This is a genomic window from Pseudooceanicola sp., assembly GCF_029213205.1.
GTDB lineage: Bacteria > Pseudomonadota > Alphaproteobacteria > Rhodobacterales > Rhodobacteraceae > Pseudooceanicola.
On sequence record NZ_JARGNH010000020.1, the window covers coordinates 33236 to 49765 of the forward strand.

Below are 16530 nucleotides of genomic sequence, written 5' to 3' on the forward strand. Positions count from 1 at the left end.
TGCCCGACGTTTCAGTAGGAATATTCGCCGTAAATCCGGCTCACATCGCCGCCCCAGTCGCCGTTGTATTTTTCGAGCAACTCATCGGCAGGCACCTGGCCGGTTTCGATGCTTTCCTTCAGCGCGTTCAGGAAATGGGTCTCGTCCGGCACCAGCCCACCGGCGCCGGGGATCGCCCGCGCCTTGAGCCCGGCCTCGGAGATCGCCACCAGCTCGCGCGCCAGATCGTGCATGTCGATCTTGCCGACCTTGGCCTGCAAGCCCTGCTCGGACGCCGCCACCCGCAGCGCATCGCGGGTTTGTGCATCCCAGCCCTTGGCCAGCTCCCAGGCCGCATCCAGCGATGACTGGTCATACATCAATCCGACCCAGAAGGCCGGCAAGGCACAGAGCCGCCGCCAGGGGCCGCCATCGGCGCCGCGCATCTCGATATATTGCTTCATCCGCGCTTCGGGGAACACCGTGGTCAGGTGATCGGCCCAATCCGACAGGGTCGGCATTTCGCCGGGCAGAGCGGGCAGTTCGCCACGCAGGAAATCCCGGAAAGATTGCCCGAGCGCGTCAATATAGCGCCCGTCGCGGTAGACAAAATACATTGGCACATCCAGGACGTACTGAACCCAGGCCTCAAACCCAAAGCCGTCCTCGAACGCAAAGGGCAGCATCCCGGTGCGGGCCGCGTCGAGATCGCGCCAGACCCGGCTGCGATAGCTTTTCAGCCCGTTCGGCTTGCCCTCGGTAAAGGGCGAATTGGCAAACAACGCCGTGGCGACCGGCTGCAACGCCAGCGCCACCCGCATCTTTTGCACCATATCGGCCTCGGATCCGAAATCGAGGTTCACCTGAACCGTGCAGGTCCGCCGCATCATCGTGGTGCCAAGGGTGCCAACCTTTTGCATATAGGCATCCATCAGCTTGTAACGGCCCTTGGGCATCAAGGGCATCTCGTCATGGGTCCAGATCGGGGCGGAACCAAGGCCGATAAAGCCGACGCCGGCCGCATCGGCGATGTCCTCGACCTCGCGCAGATGCTCGTTCACCTCGTCACAGGTCTGGTGGATGTTCTCCAGCGGCGCGCCCGACAGCTCAAGCTGACCGCCCGGTTCCAGGCTGACATTGGCGCCATCCTTGGTCAGGCCGATCAGATTGCCGCCCTCTTCGACCGGAGACCAGCCGTGGCGGTCGCGCAACCCTTCCAGCACCGCCTTGACCGAGCGCGGCCCGTCATAGGGGATCGGCTTCAGGCTGTCTTTGCAATAGCCGAACTTTTCATGCTCGGTGCCGATCCGCCATTCGGCCTTCGGCTTGCAGCCTTCGGCCAGGTATTCGGCCAGTTGTTCGTGCCGCTCAATCGGCCCGCCGCCGGATTGGGGGATGGACATGGGGCGGTGCCTCCGAGGACTGTTCGCGTTTTGGAGGTTCAGAAGTGCCGGGCTTAGCCGGGAGTGTCAATGCAGGCGCAGCGCAGGTTTCTCCCAGATCACAATCGGGTGACGGTCGACCGCATGCAGCGCCGCCAGCATTGTGCGGGTGTCAAAGGCCGGCAGCGCGGTGAACGCATCGAACAGCGCCTCGACGCCTTCGGCGGTGGCCGGGATCTCCAACGCGGCGCGGCCGGGCTGACGCAACCGCCAGATCAGCGGGTCATAGCCGCGGTCCAGGGTGATCTCGACGATCTCGCTCAGCGCCACGACACCGCCGTTCCAGGGGCCGAAATACGCAATCTGGCCCTCGTCCACCTGCACCACACCGGGGCCGTTGTGGCCGATGCGAAACCGCCCGCGTTGCACCCCGGCGGCGATCAGGCCCAGCCCGGCCAGGGCAAACAGCCAGCCCAGCCAGATCAGGATGCCCAAGGCCGCCAGCGCGATCCAGAGGCCAAAGGCCAGAATCGCCACGCCGATCAGCGCCTCGCGCCAGCGACGCGCGGCCAGGGCCACTTCGGGACGCATGAAGCTCATCGACAGGTCTCCACGGCTGGATCAAACCGCGTCAAGGTGTAGTCGCCGACGCGGCGAAAGCCAATGGCGATACCGGCGCGCGCCACCGCATCGCTGGCAACAACATCCCCTCACGGCGCCGATTCGACCGCTCGAACATCGCGATATCGGCATCGGCGGACAGCAACCGAAGCCCGGCAGGCAGTTCCGCCGCCGTAACCGGCTGCATCACCAATCTCCCAGCGCCGATTGCCACAGGGTCAGCGCCGCCACCGCCGCCGTGTCGGCGCGCAGGATGCGCGGGCCAAGCCGCACCGCGACCGCCTGCGGCATTGCCGCCAGGCGGCGGCGCTCGGCCTCTGAAAACCCGCCTTCCGGGCCGATCAGGATCGCCCAGGGGGCGCCGCGCGCCATCCCGGCGAAAGGGGTCTCATCCGAACCGCCCTGCCGCGCCAGCGCCTCGTCACAGAACATCAACTGTCGCGCGGCCGGCCAGCCGTCCAGCAGCCGCTCCAGCCGCTCCAGCTCGGCCACCTCGGGCACGAAGGTGGCGCCGCTTTGCTCAGCCGCCTCGACCGCATGCGTCTGCAGCCGGTCACGCCGGATCCGTTCGGAATTGGTATAGGTGCTCTGCACCGGCAGGATCCGCCGGGCGCCCAGTTCCACCGCCTTTTCGACAATGAAATCGGTGCGCGCCTTCTTGATCGGCGCAAAGATCAGCCAGAGATCCGGCGGAATTTTCAGCGCCGCGGTCCGTTCCAGACAGATCAGCGCGCCGCCGCGTTTTCCAGCCTGCGCCACTTGCGCCAGCCATTCACCGTCGCGGCCATTGAACAACGCCACCGCGTCGCCGCCGTTCAGCCGCATCACCGCGAACAGATAATGCGCCTGATCCCGATCCAGAGGAACGGTTTGCGCCGCCCCCAACGGGTGGTCTACATGAAGGCGAACGCGCGGGGACAATCGGGCAGTATTCATGGGGCACAATCTATGACGCAAGCGGATCGCACACCAGAGGGACAAGTCGCCGATGCCGTCACCGGCAATTGGGTCGATCGCCGTGCCCCGGCCTGGACCCGGCCCTATCTGCGGCTGTCGCGCGCCGATCGCCCGATTGGCACCTGGCTGCTGCTGCTGCCCTGCTGGTGGGGCCTGCTGCTGGCGATGCTGGCGGATGGGCAAGCGCGCTGGGAAGACGCCTGGATTGGGCTCGGCTGCGCCGTCGGGGCCTGGCTGATGCGTGGCGCCGGCTGCACCTGGAACGACATCACCGACCGCGATATCGACGGCGCGGTGGAACGCACAAGGTCGCGGCCGATCCCGTCCGGCGCGGTTTCGACGCGGCAGGCGCTGCTGTGGATGGCGCTGCAGGCGCTGCTCGCCTGCGCCATCCTGCTGACCTTTCACCGCACCGCCATCGCGCTGGGGGTGCTGTCGCTGCTGCCGGTGGCGATTTACCCCTTTGCCAAGCGCTTCACCTGGTGGCCACAGATCTTCCTGGGGCTGGCGTTCAACTGGGGCGCGCTGCTGGCCTGGGCGGCCCATGCCGGGTCGCTGTCCTGGCCACCTGTCGTGCTCTATCTCGGCGGCATCGCCTGGACGCTGTTCTATGACACCATCTATGCCCATCAGGACCGCGAGGACGACGCGCTGATCGGGGTGAAATCCACCGCCCGGCTGTTCGGCACCGACACGCCGAAATGGCTGCGCCGGTTCCTGGTCGCCACCGTGGCGCTGATCGGGCTGGCGACGCTGGGCGCCGTGATCGGGCGCGACAACCCGCTGTCGCTGCTGGTGGCGCTGGCCGGGCCCTGGGCCTTTGGCTGGCATCTGACCTGGCAATTGCGGGCGCTAGACCTCGACGACAACGACAAGCTGCTGATGCTGTTTCGCGCCAATCGCGATGCCGGGCTGCTGCTTGTGCCGTTTTTCGCCTGTTCACTTTTGCTTTGATTGCAGAACCCGGCGCCCCGGTTTAATCGTGAGCCTCCCAAGGACCAGCTGGATCACGTCGCCCATGCGCCTGTCTTCGATCGCCATCCTCGCCGCCGCCTTCGTCATCGCCGCCGTCTCCAGCCTGGTGGCTGCGGGCTTCGCGGTCAGCACCGTCGAGGCCAAGACCGAAACCGATGTCCGGATGGCGCTCGACACCAACGGCCTGACCTGGGCCGAGGTGCAATCCGACGGGCTGCGCCTGCACCTGACCGGCATCGCCCCGTCCGAAGCGGTGCGGTTCCGCGCGATTTCGGTCGCCGGTGCGGTGATCGACGCCAGCCGGGTGATCGACGGCATGCAGGTCAAACCCAGCGAAGACCTGGCCCCGCCCCGGTTTTCTGTCGAGATTCTGCGCAATGAGACGACGCTGTCGCTGATCGGACTGATCCCCACCGCCACCGACCGGGCCGGATTCGTCGCAGCGCTGAACAAGATCGACGGGGTCGAAGACGTCGCCGATCTGCTGGACGTCGCCAGCCACCCGATGCCCGAAGGCTGGAAACCGGCGATTGATTATGCGCTGAAGGCGCTGGCGATCGTGCCGCGCTCCAAGATCTCGGTCGAGGCGGGCAAGGTGTCGATCACCGCGATGTCCGACAGCGCCGAGGCGCGCAAGCGGATGGAAACCCAGCTGAAACAACGCGCGCCCAAGGGTCTGCTGCTGACCCTGGCGATTTCGGCGCCGCGCCCGGTGATCGCGCCCTTTACCCTGCGCTTTCTGATCGAGGACGGCAGCGCCCGCTTTGACGCCTGCTCGGCCGATACGGAAAAGGGCCGCGAGGCGATCCTGAACGCCGCCCGCGCCGCTGGTTTGCAGGGCGAGGCACGCTGCACCATCGGCCTCGGCGTGCCATCGACGGACTGGAGCCAGGCCGCCGAGATGGCGATCACCGCTCTGGCCAAGCTCGGCAGCGGGTCTGTCACCTTTGCGGATGCCGATATCACCCTGATCGCCGCCGAAGGCACCGCCCAGGGCCGGTTCGACGATGTGGTCGGGGCGCTGGAAAATGACCTGCCCGATGTCTTTGCCCTGCATGCGGTGCTGCCCGAAGCCCCCGCCGTCGAGGCCGAGGGCCCGCCGGATTTCACCGCCACGCTCAGCCCCGAGGGGCTGGTGCAACTGCGCGGACGGCTAAACGACGAGCTGACCCGAAAGGCGACCGAAAGCTATGCCAAGGCCCGGTTCGGCGCCGCGCATCTGCACAATTCCGCCCGGCTTGACGGCAATCTGCCCGCCGATTGGCCGCTGCGGGTGCTGACCGCGCTTGAGGCGCTGTCGAAACTCTCCAACGGCGCGGTGATCGTCACCCCCGATAATGTCAGCGTATCCGGCAACACCGGCCAGGAAAGCGCCAGCGACGAGATCACCGGATTGCTGTCAAAGAGGCTGGGCAATTCCGAAGATTTCACCGTCAATGTCACCTATCTGGAAAAACTCGACCCGGAGGCCGCCAGGCCCGAGCCCGAGGCCTGCCTGGCCGAGCTGGAGGCGATCCAGAAGGTGCGCAAGATCAGCTTTGAGCCGGGCTCGGCCAAGGTGGATTCGCAATCCTTGGCCACCATGAACGACATTGCCGAAACCCTGAAACTCTGCGGGCCGATCCGCATGGAAATCGGTGGCCACACCGACAGCCAGGGCCGCGAAACGATGAACCAGCAGCTGAGCCAGGCCCGCGCCCAGGCCGTGTTGAACGAATTGCGCAACCGCCGGATCCTGACCGCCAGCTACACCGCCAAGGGCTATGGCGAAACCGCGCCGATTGCCTCGAACAAGACCGAAGAAGGCCGCGAGGAAAACCGCCGCATCGAATTCAAGCTTCTGACCTTCGACAGCACGGAAGAGGAAACAACGCTTGAAAGCATCGCCGCTTCTGCGCAACAAGACAGCGCGTCCGACACGCCGTCGGACACAGCAGAGGCCGAAACCGCAACGGATTTGCCTTCTGACGGCAGCGAAGGATCAGGCGATGAATAGAACCGAGTTCATCCTCGTAACCGCGATCATCCTGTTCACAGCCTTTTGCCTGGGCTGGTTCGCCTATTGGCTGATCCATCGCTTCACCCGGGTCTCAAAGGCCGACATGGGCGAGCTTGAGAAGATGGCCAAGGAATTGCACGAGGCCGAGGAAACCCGCGACGAGGCCGTCACCTATCTGCAGCAGCGCGAGGCCGAGTTGACCAATCAACTGAGCCAGAGCGAAGCCGAATTGCGCGCCGCGATGGACGGGCTGCGCGAGGCCCGGCACGAGGCCGAAGAGCTGCGCGCCTATATCGAACGGGCGCACGCGGCAGGCTGATCGCATCGGCGCTGCGGCTTCGCGCGCGGATGTAAGATGTAGGATGTATCAGAAGAAATACCCGATGACCCGCCCCGCCACCTCGATAAAGGCATGCGGGATCGCCATCACCACCTGCGGCAGGGTCTCAAACACAAGGACCCAGGCCGAGGTCAGATCGCGCGGCCATCCGCCATGCAGGCCAACCACGACCCAGCCGATCAGGAACAGGCCGAACCCGGCCACAATCAGCGCCACCAGTGGAAACCGCCGGTCGAGCATCGCTGAAATCAGGGAAGGAATGGCCAGGCAAAGCAGCCCTGCGCCGACCGCCAGATTCAGATCAACATCCATAGTCGCCCGCCCGCTGCCGATGGCGCGGCAGATCGACACCGCAGGGCAGTATCTTAGCCCGGATCGGTGGCATAGATCAAACGCTCCTGACAGGGGGCGACGCGCAGGATGTTGGTGGTTCCGGCAACGTTGAACGGCACTCCGGCGGTCACCACGATCTGATCCGCTTCGGTCGCAAACCCGCCGAGGCGGGCCGCCCGTGCGGCGCTGACCACCGCCTGTTTGAAGCGCTCAAGCTCGCCGGTCATCACGCAATTGGTGCCCCAGCTCAGCGCCAGCCGCCGCGCGGTGCCGCGTTTCGAGGTCATCGCGATCACCGGCACCCGGGGCCGTTCCCGCGCCACCCTGAGGGCGGTGGTGCCGCTTTCGGTGAAACAGCAGATCACCTTGATATCCGTGGTCTCGGCGATTTCGCGCGCCGCCGCGACGATGCCATCGGCCACCGAGCCACGGATGCTTTTGCGACTGGCCTCGATGACCTCGCGGTAATGCGGATCGGCCTCGACCGATTGCGCGACACTGTCCATCATCTGCACCGCTTCGATCGGATAGGCGCCGGCGGCGCTTTCTGCCGACAGCATCACCGCATCGGTGCCCTCATAGATCGCGGCGGCCACATCCGAGACCTCGGCGCGGGTCGGCATCGGACTTTCGATCATGCTTTCCAGCATCTGGGTCGCCACGATCACCGGCTTGGCAGCATTGCGGCACTTGTGCACCAGATCCTTTTGGATCGGTGGCACCGCATGCACCGGCAGTTCGACGCCCAGATCGCCACGCGCCACCATGATCCCGTCGGACACTTTCAGGATCGCGTCGAACGCCTTGACCGCCGCCGGTTTTTCGATCTTTGACAGGATCGCGGCCCGGCCATCGGCCAGTTTGCGCGCTTCTTTGACATCTGCGGGGCGCTGCACAAAGCTGAGCGCCAGCCAGTCCACCCCCAGCTGACAGACGAATTCCAGATCGGCGCGGTCCTTGTCCGACAGCGCCGCCAGGTTCAGCACCGCATCGGGCACATTCACCCCCTTACGGTTGGAAATCGTGCCGCCGATCATCACTTCGCAATCGGCGAAATCAGCGCCGCAGGTCAGCACCTTGAGACGGATCTTGCCGTCATTGACCAACAGCCCCTGCCCCGGTTCCAATGCCTCGAAAATCTCCGGATGCGGCAGGTTGGCGCGGGTCGCATCACCCTCGGCCGGATCAAGGTCAAAGCGAAATTTTGCCCCGACGACCAGTTCTTCCTCGCCCTTGGCAAAGGTGCCGACCCGCAGTTTCGGGCCCTGAAGATCAGCCAGAATGGCGATCGGGCTATCAAGATCGGCCTCGATCTTGCGGATGATCCTATGGCGTTCGCGAATCTCGTCATGGCTGCCATGGCTCATGTTCAGGCGAAACACATCGGCCCCGGCCTGGTGCAGCGCGCGAATGGTGTCGTAATCGTTGGACGCGGGCCCGAGGGTCGCGACGATCTTGGTGTTACGAAGGCGTCTCATGTCTCTCCGATCCCTGCCCTTGTGCCGCCTCTTGTGCCGACACTTTCGGCGCAGTATTGCGCTTTTCCGATAGCGCAACAACCGCGCCAACCCCGGGCGACGTATGGAAAGCACAATGACCTACCAACCGTTTCAGATTTTGGGCAAAGATCGGAAATCGCGCTGGCTGGTGATCTGCGACCACGCCGCCAACACCGTGCCCGATTTCGTGAATGCCGGAGATCTGGGCCTGCCAGCCGAGGATATGGCGCGCCACATCGCCTATGACCCCGGCGCCGCCGGAGTCAGCGAGGCGCTGGCCGAGGTGCTGGATGGCCCGGCGATCCTGTCGAATTTCTCGCGCCTGGTGATTGATCCGAACCGGGGCGAGGACGATCCGACCCTGCTGATGAAGCTCTACGACGGCTCGGTCATTCCGGCCAACCGCCATGCCGGACCGGCGGACCTCGAACAGCGATTGGCGGCCTGTTACCGCCCCTATCACGATGCCATCGCCGAACTGGCGGCGCGGCAGGCAGAGACGGTGATCGTTTCGCTGCATTCCTTCACCCGGCAATTGCGTGGCCGCGCGCCGCGCCCCTGGCAGATCGGCGTGCTCTATGGCCCGGACGAGCGGCTGGCGCAGCCGTTGCTGGCTCGCTTGCGGCGCGAACCTGACCTCTGCGTTGGCGAGAATGAGCCCTACGACGGCCATTTCCCCGGCGATACCATCGAACGCCACGCGCAAATCCCCGGCCGTCCCAATGTGCTGATCGAGCTGCGCAACGATCTGATCGAAACCCCGAGCCAGCAGCGCGCCTGGGCCGAACGGTTGGCGTCCTTGCTGACCGCCGCGCTGGCCGAGTCCGAGCTGTAACCCCTTTTCGACCGGCCTGCGCCAGCCTAGGATCACCCCGGACCGCAACGGGAGCCCGTGATGAGTGAGATCGACGCCAAGACGCAAGTGGAGCTTGAGGCCGCCGCCTTTCGTGCCCTGCGCAGCCATCTGATGGACAAACGCCCTGAGGTGCAGAACATCGATCTGATGAATCTGGCCGGGTTCTGTCGCAATTGCCTGAGCCGCTGGTATCAGGAGGCCGCCGAGGACCGCGGCATCGCAATTGACAAGGAGGCCGCGCGCACGGCCTTTTACGGCATCCCTTACGAGGACTGGAAAGCCCAGTTCCAGAGTGCAGCGGACGCCGGCAAACAGGCCGCGTTCAAGGTCGCGTTTCAAGAGAACGTGGGCGGTGACAAGGGCGACGGCGCGTGACCCGGCGGCCCGCCTGACCCGTCGCAGGCCGGGACCACGATATGAAAAGCTGCGAGCTCCGCCTCTCCGGCACCCGCCTGCTGGCTTTCGGGTCTGGCGCCTTGTTCTGGCCTGGGCAATCGCTGCTCTGCGTCTCGGATCTCCATCTCGGCAAGTCCGAGCGCATCGCCCGGCGCGGCGGCGCGCAGCTGCCACCCTATGAGATCCGCGATACCCTGACCCGGCTTGAGGCCGCAATCGACGCGACCCGACCGGCGCAGGTGCTGTGCCTGGGCGACAGTTTCGACGATGCCGCCGCCGTCGCGGCGCTGGAGCCGGAGGCGGTGAGCTGGCTGACCCGTCTGCAGGCCGGGCGGCGCTGGTGGTGGATCGAGGGCAATCACGATCCCGGCCCGATCGGCCTCGGCGGCAGCCATCTGGCGGAGCTGACGCTTGGCCCGCTGACCTTTCGCCACATCGCCCGATCTGGCGCGCGGGCCGAGGTGTCAGGACATTATCACCCCAAGGCGACGCTGGCCGGGCGCGGTCAACGTCAGACCCGGCCTTGTTTCCTGATCGATTCCGACCGGCTGATCCTGCCCGCCTTTGGCACCTACACCGGCGGCTTGCGCAGCCGGGACCCGGCCCTCAGCACATTGATGGGCGCCGATGCGCTGGCGGTGCTGACCGGGCCGATGCCCCGGATCATCCCGATGCCGCGCGGCGGTTGACCAGGGTTCGCCCGGGCGAGGTCGAAATCCGCGCGCCAACCCTGCCCGGATCGCGCCAGCAACAGGGCGGTGGCCATGGACGGTTGAACTGGTGGCGTGAGCCCGGTTTCAGACCGTCAGCCCCTCCGGCTCGGCCAGGCCATTGGCGCGGCAGCAGGCGGTCACGGTATTGGCCAGCAGGCAAGCAATGGTCAATGGCCCGACCCCGCCCGGCACCGGGGTGATCGCCCCGGCCACCTGCACCGCGCTGTCGAAATCGAAATCGCCAACCAGCCGGGTCTTGCCTTCGCCCTTTTCCGGCGCCGGGATCCGGTTGATGCCGACATCGATCAGGGTTGCGCCCGGTTTGATCCAATCGCCGGGCACCATCCGCGGGCGCCCCACCGCTGCGACGACGATATCGGCGCGGCGCACCACCTCGGCCAGGTTGCGGGTGCGGCTGTGAGCAATGGTCACGGTGCAGCTTTCGCCCAGCAACAATTGCGCCATCGGCTTGCCCACCAGATTGGACCGCCCGATCACCACCGCGTCGAGGCCGCTGAGATCGCCGAGCGTGTCGCGCAGCAGCATCAGACAGCCCAGCGGCGTGCAGGACACCATCGCCCGCTGGCCGCTGGCCAGCAGACCGGCATTGATCACCGACAGCCCATCGACATCCTTGGCCGGGTCGATCCGGGCGACAATCTCGACCTCGGAGAGATGCGGCGGCACCGGGAATTGCACCAGAATGCCATGCACCGCCGGATCGGCGTTCAGCTTGTCGATCAGCGCATAGAGCGCCTCGGCGCTGACATCGGCGGGCAGCTTGTGCTCATAGCTGTTCATCCCGACCTCTTTGGTCGCGATGCCCTTGTTGCGCACATAAACCTGGCTGGCCGGATCCTCGCCGACCAGCACCACCGCCAGCCCCGGCTGCAAGCCCTGCGCGACCAGCGCCGCCACATGGGTCGCCACCTTGGCGCGTATGCCGGCCGCAAAGGCCTTGCCATCAAGAAGTGTCGCGCTCATCCGTCTACCCCGTCCTTGCCCAAGATTCGCTGTTCCCGGGCAATAAACCCGGCGATCATCGCCCGCCAGATCGCTTCGGCGATATCCGGCTCCAGCGCTGCGGCCTCGGCCCGCACCGGTCCGAAGCGGGCGCAATCTCCGCTTTGGACGGCCCCGGTTCACCGATCAGAACAGGCCTTCTACATATCCGGCGTCGTTTAGCATGATCGCCTCGGCCGACGGAACCCGTGGCAGGCCCGGCATGGTCATGATTTCCCCGCAGATCACCACGATGAACCCGGCCCCGGCCGCAAGGCGCACCTCGCGGATCGGCACATTATGCCCGGTCGGGGCGCCGCGCAGATTGGGATCGGTGGAAAACGAGTATTGAGTCTTGGCCATGCAGATCGGCAGATGGCCATAGCCCGCCTCTTCCCAGGTCTTCAGCTGCTCGCGGACCTTCTTGTCGGCCATCACGTCATTGGCGTGGTAGATCCGCCGGGCGATGGTTTCGATCTTTTGGAACAGCGGCATCTCGTCGGGATAGAGCGGGGCGAATTGCGACAGACCGGCATCGGCAATGGCGGCGACGCGTTTCGCCAGGTCCTCGATCCCCTCAGAGCCTTTTGCCCAGTGTTTGCACAGGATCGCCTCAGACCCCTGGCCAGCGACATAGTCCTGAACCGCCTTCACCTCGGCCTCGGTGTCGCTGACGAAATGGTTGATCGCCACCACCACCGGCACCCCGAATTGCTTGAGGTTGGCGATGTGGCGGCCAAGGTTCGGACAGCCCGCTTTCACCGCCGCGACGTTCTCGGCGCCCAGGTCGGCCTTGGCCACGCCGCCGTTCATCTTCATCGCCCGCACCGTCGCCACGACCACCACACAATCCGGTGCCAGCCCGGCCTTGCGACATTTGATATTCATGAATTTCTCGGCGCCGAGATCGGCACCGAACCCGGCCTCGGTCACCACGTAATCGGCGCATTTCAGCGCCGTGGTGGTGGCGGTCACCGAATTGCAGCCATGGGCGATATTGGCAAACGGGCCGCCATGCACAAAGGCCGGATTGTTTTCCAACGTCTGCACCAGGTTGGGCTGCATCGCATCCTTCAGCAGCACCGTCATCGCGCCATCGGCCTTGATGTCGCGGCAGTAGATCGCACTGCGGTCGCGGCGATAGGCGACGATGATGTCGCCCAGCCGCTTTTGCAGATCCGTCAGCGAGGTCGCCAGGCACAGGATCGCCATCACCTCGGAGGCGACGGTGATGTCGAACCCGGTCTGCCGCGGGAAGCCGTTCGAAACCCCGCCGAGACTGGTGACGATGTCGCGCAAGGCGCGGTCGTTCATGTCCATCACCCGGCGCCAGACCACCCGGCGTTCGTCGATCTCCAGATCGTTGCCCCAGTAGATGTGGTTGTCGATCATCGCCGACAGCAGGTTGTGGGCGCTGGTGATGGCGTGGAAATCGCCGGTGAAATGCAGGTTCATCTCTTCCATCGGGATGACCTGGGCATAGCCGCCGCCGGCGGCGCCGCCCTTCATCCCGAAACAGGGGCCGAGGCTGGCCTCGCGGATGCAGATCGCCGCCTTCTTGCCGATCGCGTTCAGCCCGTCACCCAGACCCACGGTGGTGGTGGTCTTGCCCTCGCCCGCGGGCGTCGGGTTGATCGCGGTGACCAGGATCAGCTTGCCATTGGCGCGATCCTTCAAGCTTTCAATGAAGTCCTGTCCGACCTTGGCCTTGTCATGCCCGTAAGGCACCAGATGTTCGGACGGAATACCCAGCTTGGCCCCGATTTCCTGAATCGGTTTCTTGCTGGCGGCTCGGGCGATTTCGATGTCGGATTTAAAGGTCATGGATCAGGGCCTTTGCGGCATGAGATATCGTAGATTCCTCATAACGTTGGATGCAGGGGCGATGCGCGGCGTTTCCGACATATTCGCCATCGATTTCGCCTTTAGCGGTTTCACATCGGAAACCCGAGGCTCCCAAAGGGGGAAACCCGTTGCCTGACCGGGATCAGCCATTGTGAGAGCGCCGATCGGCAAGCCCCGCCCAGGGCCGTTGATCCGGGATGAACAGGCTGAGGTGGTCGCCCAGGGTCAGTCGGCCCTCACGTTCGACCCAGGCGGTGACCCCGCGCAGCCCCTCGGCCGCCGGTTTGAAGGCCTTGCCAAATCCCGGGCGCGCCGCCTCGATCACCTTGGCGGGCAAGGTGCAGGGGCGGTTTTCCATATCCACGGTCAGGGTGCAGCCCGCTGGCGCCTGCAATCGCGACGATGGCGGCAGATGGGTGAAATCCGGCAATCCGCGCAGCACCATGGTGGCGCCGAGCCAGGCCGGATCGAGGGTTTCCAGCCCCATCTTCGCGGCGATCTGCCCCAGTTCTTCCTCCGCCAGGATCGAGATCTGCCGGGTATTGCGAATTTCGGTGTTGCGCGGATAGAGGTCGAGCACCCGGCTGCACGAGGGCCGGGTCAGCCCGCCATGCGCCTCGCCCTCGGGCCCGGCATAGGTGACCTCCAGAGCCCGTGACGGATCGGAGTCAAGCTTGGCAGCACGATCGCTGACGTGACCAAGCCAGACGATTTCGCCGCTGAGGTCGGTCTTCATCAATGCGGGCATCTGCGCCTCCGGTCCGATCACGGTGCCAGTCAGCAGCAGGCGTCAGGTGATGTCCAGCGTGAAAAACAGCCGCCGGAACGGAAACAGAACCTGCCCCGAGGCATCCCGTGGATAGGCCTGGTCCATCACCGCATCATAGAGCGTTTCGATCTGCGCGGTTTCCTCCGGATCGAGCCGGTCGAGGATCGGGCGGGCAAAGGTCGACGAGGTGAAGTGGCGCACCGGATGGCCCGCTTCGGCGGCGGGCAGGATCTGGTAATATTCAGTTTCCCAGATGTCGCTGCGGCCCAGCGGCGCCAGTAGGTGGTGGTATTCAGTCGGGTCCAACACCCCGGGGATGCTGTCGGGATCGATCCGACCGGGAAAGTGTTCGGCGACCAGATCGAGCCAGATACGATGCGACGGCGCCCGGTTCTGATGCGGCACCTGCACCGCCAGCATGCCACCGGCGGCGACGCGGCTGGCCAGCTGCGCCAGCAGGCGCGGATGATCCGGCAGCCAATGCAGCGCGGCGTTGGAATAGATCAGCGCGGCGGGCGGCTCTGGCCTCCATTCGGTGATATCGGCCTGGGTCAGGGCGCTGTAGGCGCCGGTATCCCGCGCCTTGTCCAGCATCGCCGGTGAGGCATCGACGCCAAGAATCCGCCGGTCCGGAAACCGGGTGGCCAGCAGCGGCCCGACCACGCCGGTGCCACAGCCGAGATCACAGATGTCGCCCGCAGGCAGCCACCCGACTCGGGCCAGCAGATCAAGCGCCGGGCGCAGGCGCAGCCCGGCAAAGCGGCTGTAACTCTCCGGGTTCCAATCCGATACGCTCATCGCGCGGCCCTCATCATTTGTGGCGGCTTTTGTATGCAAACGTATGCAGAACCCGAGCCACCTGGCAATGACAAAGGGTAAGGGCCGCAAAAGGAAAGGGCCGGAAAATCCGGCCCCTTCGCATCACGTCCACCTCAGGCGGTGGGTTCCGGCTCCATCCCGCCGTCAGACTTCGGCCGGGGCTTGGTCTTGGGGATCGCGGTCACCGAGGGTGCCGAACCGGTGTCATTGCTGTCGTCGGGCTTGACGTCGGAATGCGGCGGCTCACCGTTGAAGACCCGTTTGATCTCTTCCCCGGTCAGGGTTTCGTATTCCAGCAGGCCTTCGGCCAGACGTTCCCATTCCACCTTTTTGTCGGTCAGGATCTTGAAGGCCCAATCATAGGCCTCGTCGATCATCCGCTTGACCTCTTCCTCGATCAGCTCCTTGGTGTGGGCCGAAACCGAAAAGCCACCAGCGCCATTGCCCATATAGCCTTCATGGGCCTGTTCGTAATCGACATTGCCGACCTTGTCGGACATGCCCCAGCGCAACACCATCGCACGGGCCAGACCGGTGGCTTGCTGGATATCGCCCGCCGGACCGTTCGAAACCTCGTCCGCGCCATATTTCAGCACCTCGGCGGCCTTGCCCGCCATCGTCATCGCAAGTTTTTGCTCGCATTCGGACTTGTGCCAGTTCAGCCGGTCGATTTCCGGCAGCGACACCACCATGCCCAGCGCGCCACCGCGCGGGATGATCGTCGCCTTGTAGACGGGATCGCATTTCGGCAGTTCCATACCGACCACCGCGTGCCCGGCCTCGTGATAGGCCGTCTTTTCCTTTTGATCGGCGGTCAGAACCATCGAGCGCCGTTCGGCCCCCATCATCACCTTGTCCTTGGCGTTTTCGAAATCGACCATCGTCAGGAACCGGCGGCCGACCCGGGCCGCCATCAGCGCCGCCTCGTTCACCAGGTTGGCCAGATCGGCGCCCGAGAAACCAGGCGTGCCACGGGCGATGATCCGCAGATCGACATCCGGGCCCAGCGGAGTCTTGCGGGCATGGACATTCAGGATCTTCTCACGGCCCTTGATGTCGGGATTGGGCACGTTGACGGTCCGGTCAAACCGGCCCGGGCGCAACAGCGCCGGGTCGAGCACGTCGCGACGGTTGGTGGCGGCCAGGATGATCACCCCCTCATTCGCCTCGAACCCGTCCATTTCGACCAGCAATTGGTTCAGCGTCTGTTCGCGTTCGTCATTGCCGCCGCCATAACCGGCGCCACGATGGCGACCGACCGCGTCGATCTCGTCGATAAAGACGATACAGGGCGCGTTTTTCTTGGCCTGTTCGAACATGTCGCGGACACGGGATGCCCCGACACCGACAAACATTTCGACAAAGTCCGAACCGGAAATCGTGAAGAACGGCACCCCGGCCTCGCCAGCAATGGCGCGGGCCAGCAGCGTCTTACCGGTGCCCGGAGGGCCAACCAGCAGCGCGCCGGTGGGAATCTTGCCGCCCAGGCGGCTGAATTTCTGCGGATTGCGCAGGAATTCAACGATTTCCTCAAGCTCTTCCTTGGCCTCGTCGATGCCAGCGACATCGTCAAAGGTGACCCGGCCCTGCTTTTCGGTCAGCAGCTTGGCCCGGGATTTGCCGAAGCCCATCGCCCCGCCTTTGCCGCCACCTTGCATCCGGTTCATGAAATAGACCCAGACCCCGATCAGCAGCAGGATCGGCAACAGCGACACCAGGAACGACTGAAAGCCGGATTCCTGCTGGCTCTTGGCGGTGACCGGCACGCCCTTTTCAAGCAGAACGTTGGTGAGTTCTGCGTCGTCCGGCTTGATCGTTACGTAGTCTTTGCCGTCAGTGCCGCGAAACCGAACCTGTTCGCCGTCAATGGTGACCGAGGCCACATTGCCGTCATTCACCGACTCGATGAATTGCGAATAAGCGATCTCTCGGCTCTGCAGCGTGTTGCCGGATCCGCTGAACAAATTGAACAACGCCACGATCAACAGCAGCAGCACGACCCAAAAGGCGATGTTTCTTGCAGTGCCCAAGGAAGCCTCTCCCTA

17 protein-coding genes are annotated in these 16530 nt (G+C 64.8%); 6 read left to right on the forward strand and 11 right to left on the reverse strand.

Annotation, left to right across the window (positions count from 1 at the left end):
- Positions 1-11: 11 nt before the first annotated feature.
- The 4 genes from P1U48_RS13920 to P1U48_RS13935 all read right to left on the reverse strand — a co-directional run bounded on the left by P1U48_RS13920 (position 12) and on the right by P1U48_RS13935 (position 2903).
- The gene (locus tag P1U48_RS13920; RefSeq protein ID WP_301069716.1) at positions 12-1382 is read right to left on the reverse strand and encodes a glutamate--cysteine ligase; all 1371 of its coding nucleotides are present in this window, start codon (positions 1380-1382) and stop codon (positions 12-14) included.
- A 66-nt stretch (positions 1383-1448) separates the two neighbouring features.
- Positions 1449-1961, reverse strand: coding sequence for a hypothetical protein (locus tag P1U48_RS13925; RefSeq protein ID WP_301069717.1), 513 nt, complete (start codon positions 1959-1961; stop codon positions 1449-1451).
- 31 nt (positions 1962-1992) lie between these two features.
- Positions 1993-2169: a hypothetical protein gene (locus P1U48_RS13930; protein WP_301069718.1), complete on the reverse strand. Its 177-nt coding sequence runs from the start codon at positions 2167-2169 to the stop codon at positions 1993-1995.
- Positions 2169-2903 carry a 16S rRNA (uracil(1498)-N(3))-methyltransferase gene (locus P1U48_RS13935; RefSeq protein ID WP_301069719.1) on the reverse strand — a complete coding sequence of 245 codons (735 nt, stop codon included), beginning with the start codon at positions 2901-2903 and terminating at the stop codon, positions 2169-2171. The genes P1U48_RS13930 and P1U48_RS13935 overlap by 1 nt, the downstream gene beginning before the upstream one ends.
- A 27-nt stretch (positions 2904-2930) precedes the next feature.
- On the opposite strand from P1U48_RS13935, the gene ubiA reads away from it, so the two are divergent.
- From ubiA to P1U48_RS13950, 3 genes are all read left to right on the forward strand, one after another.
- Entirely contained in the window at positions 2931-3893 is a 963-nt protein-coding gene (ubiA, locus tag P1U48_RS13940; protein WP_301069721.1) for a 4-hydroxybenzoate octaprenyltransferase, read from the forward strand.
- A 64-nt stretch (positions 3894-3957) separates the two neighbouring features.
- A complete protein-coding gene (locus P1U48_RS13945; RefSeq protein WP_301069722.1) occupies positions 3958-5910 on the forward strand; it encodes an OmpA family protein in 1953 nt (650 codons plus the stop codon).
- Positions 5903-6232 carry a hypothetical protein gene (locus P1U48_RS13950; RefSeq protein ID WP_301069723.1) on the forward strand — a complete coding sequence of 110 codons (330 nt, stop codon included), beginning with the start codon at positions 5903-5905 and terminating at the stop codon, positions 6230-6232. The genes P1U48_RS13945 and P1U48_RS13950 overlap by 8 nt, the downstream gene beginning before the upstream one ends.
- A gap of 48 nt (positions 6233-6280) precedes the next feature.
- Here the strand turns inward: P1U48_RS13950 and P1U48_RS13955 are convergent, their stop codons facing one another.
- Positions 6281-6565 carry a hypothetical protein gene (locus P1U48_RS13955; protein ID WP_301069725.1) on the reverse strand — a complete coding sequence of 95 codons (285 nt, stop codon included), beginning with the start codon at positions 6563-6565 and terminating at the stop codon, positions 6281-6283.
- 53 nt (positions 6566-6618) lie between these two features.
- A complete protein-coding gene (pyk, locus tag P1U48_RS13960) occupies positions 6619-8064 on the reverse strand; it encodes a pyruvate kinase (protein ID WP_301069727.1) in 1446 nt (481 codons plus the stop codon).
- 115 nt (positions 8065-8179) lie between these two features.
- On the opposite strand from pyk, the gene P1U48_RS13965 reads away from it, so the two are divergent.
- The 3 genes from P1U48_RS13965 to pdeM all read left to right on the forward strand — a co-directional run bounded on the left by P1U48_RS13965 (position 8180) and on the right by pdeM (position 10026).
- A complete protein-coding gene (locus tag P1U48_RS13965) occupies positions 8180-8920 on the forward strand; it encodes an N-formylglutamate amidohydrolase (protein ID WP_301069729.1) in 741 nt (246 codons plus the stop codon).
- Positions 8921-8989: 69 nt separating this feature from the next.
- Positions 8990-9316 (forward strand): DUF1244 domain-containing protein, encoded by a 327-nt coding sequence (locus P1U48_RS13970; RefSeq protein WP_301069765.1) that lies wholly within the window; start codon positions 8990-8992, stop codon positions 9314-9316.
- Between the two features lie 41 nt (positions 9317-9357).
- Positions 9358-10026, forward strand: a complete 669-nt coding sequence (gene pdeM / locus P1U48_RS13975; RefSeq protein WP_301069730.1) for a ligase-associated DNA damage response endonuclease PdeM — start codon at positions 9358-9360, stop codon at positions 10024-10026.
- Positions 10027-10134: 108 nt separating this feature from the next.
- On the opposite strand, the gene folD is transcribed toward pdeM, so the two are convergent.
- The 5 genes from folD to ftsH all read right to left on the reverse strand — a co-directional run bounded on the left by folD (position 10135) and on the right by ftsH (position 16515).
- Complete coding sequence (folD, locus tag P1U48_RS13980; RefSeq protein WP_301069732.1) at positions 10135-11034, reverse strand: bifunctional methylenetetrahydrofolate dehydrogenase/methenyltetrahydrofolate cyclohydrolase FolD; 900 nt, start codon at positions 11032-11034, stop codon at positions 10135-10137.
- 165 nt (positions 11035-11199) lie between these two features.
- Positions 11200-12876, reverse strand: coding sequence for a formate--tetrahydrofolate ligase (locus P1U48_RS13985; RefSeq protein WP_301069733.1), 1677 nt, complete (start codon positions 12874-12876; stop codon positions 11200-11202).
- A gap of 163 nt (positions 12877-13039) precedes the next feature.
- Positions 13040-13645, reverse strand: coding sequence for a sulfurase (locus tag P1U48_RS13990; RefSeq protein WP_301069734.1), 606 nt, complete (start codon positions 13643-13645; stop codon positions 13040-13042).
- Positions 13646-13687: 42 nt separating this feature from the next.
- The gene (locus tag P1U48_RS13995; protein WP_301069735.1) at positions 13688-14464 is read right to left on the reverse strand and encodes a methyltransferase domain-containing protein; all 777 of its coding nucleotides are present in this window, start codon (positions 14462-14464) and stop codon (positions 13688-13690) included.
- Between the two features lie 134 nt (positions 14465-14598).
- Positions 14599-16515 (reverse strand): ATP-dependent zinc metalloprotease FtsH, encoded by a 1917-nt coding sequence (ftsH, locus tag P1U48_RS14000; protein ID WP_301069736.1) that lies wholly within the window; start codon positions 16513-16515, stop codon positions 14599-14601.
- Between the last annotated feature and the right edge of the window lie 15 nt (positions 16516-16530).

Coding starts and splice junctions, on each gene's coding strand:
- pdeM (WP_301069730.1), top strand. CDS start 9,358: ATGAAAAGCTGCGAGCTCCGCCTCTCCGGCACCCGCCTGCTGGCTTTC.
- pyk (WP_301069727.1), bottom strand. CDS start 8,064: ATGAGACGCCTTCGTAACACCAAGATCGTCGCGACCCTCGGGCCCGCG.
- P1U48_RS13945 (WP_301069722.1), top strand. CDS start 3,958: ATGCGCCTGTCTTCGATCGCCATCCTCGCCGCCGCCTTCGTCATCGCC.
- P1U48_RS13990 (WP_301069734.1), bottom strand. CDS start 13,645: ATGCCCGCATTGATGAAGACCGACCTCAGCGGCGAAATCGTCTGGCTT.
- P1U48_RS13920 (WP_301069716.1), bottom strand. CDS start 1,382: ATGTCCATCCCCCAATCCGGCGGCGGGCCGATTGAGCGGCACGAACAA.
- folD (WP_301069732.1), bottom strand. CDS start 11,034: ATGAGCGCGACACTTCTTGATGGCAAGGCCTTTGCGGCCGGCATACGC.
- P1U48_RS13925 (WP_301069717.1), bottom strand. CDS start 1,961: ATGAGCTTCATGCGTCCCGAAGTGGCCCTGGCCGCGCGTCGCTGGCGC.
- P1U48_RS13985 (WP_301069733.1), bottom strand. CDS start 12,876: ATGACCTTTAAATCCGACATCGAAATCGCCCGAGCCGCCAGCAAGAAA.
- P1U48_RS13950 (WP_301069723.1), top strand. CDS start 5,903: ATGAATAGAACCGAGTTCATCCTCGTAACCGCGATCATCCTGTTCACA.
- ubiA (WP_301069721.1), top strand. CDS start 2,931: ATGACGCAAGCGGATCGCACACCAGAGGGACAAGTCGCCGATGCCGTC.
- P1U48_RS13955 (WP_301069725.1), bottom strand. CDS start 6,565: ATGGATGTTGATCTGAATCTGGCGGTCGGCGCAGGGCTGCTTTGCCTG.
- P1U48_RS13995 (WP_301069735.1), bottom strand. CDS start 14,464: ATGAGCGTATCGGATTGGAACCCGGAGAGTTACAGCCGCTTTGCCGGG.
- P1U48_RS13930 (WP_301069718.1), bottom strand. CDS start 2,169: ATGCAGCCGGTTACGGCGGCGGAACTGCCTGCCGGGCTTCGGTTGCTG.
- P1U48_RS13965 (WP_301069729.1), top strand. CDS start 8,180: ATGACCTACCAACCGTTTCAGATTTTGGGCAAAGATCGGAAATCGCGC.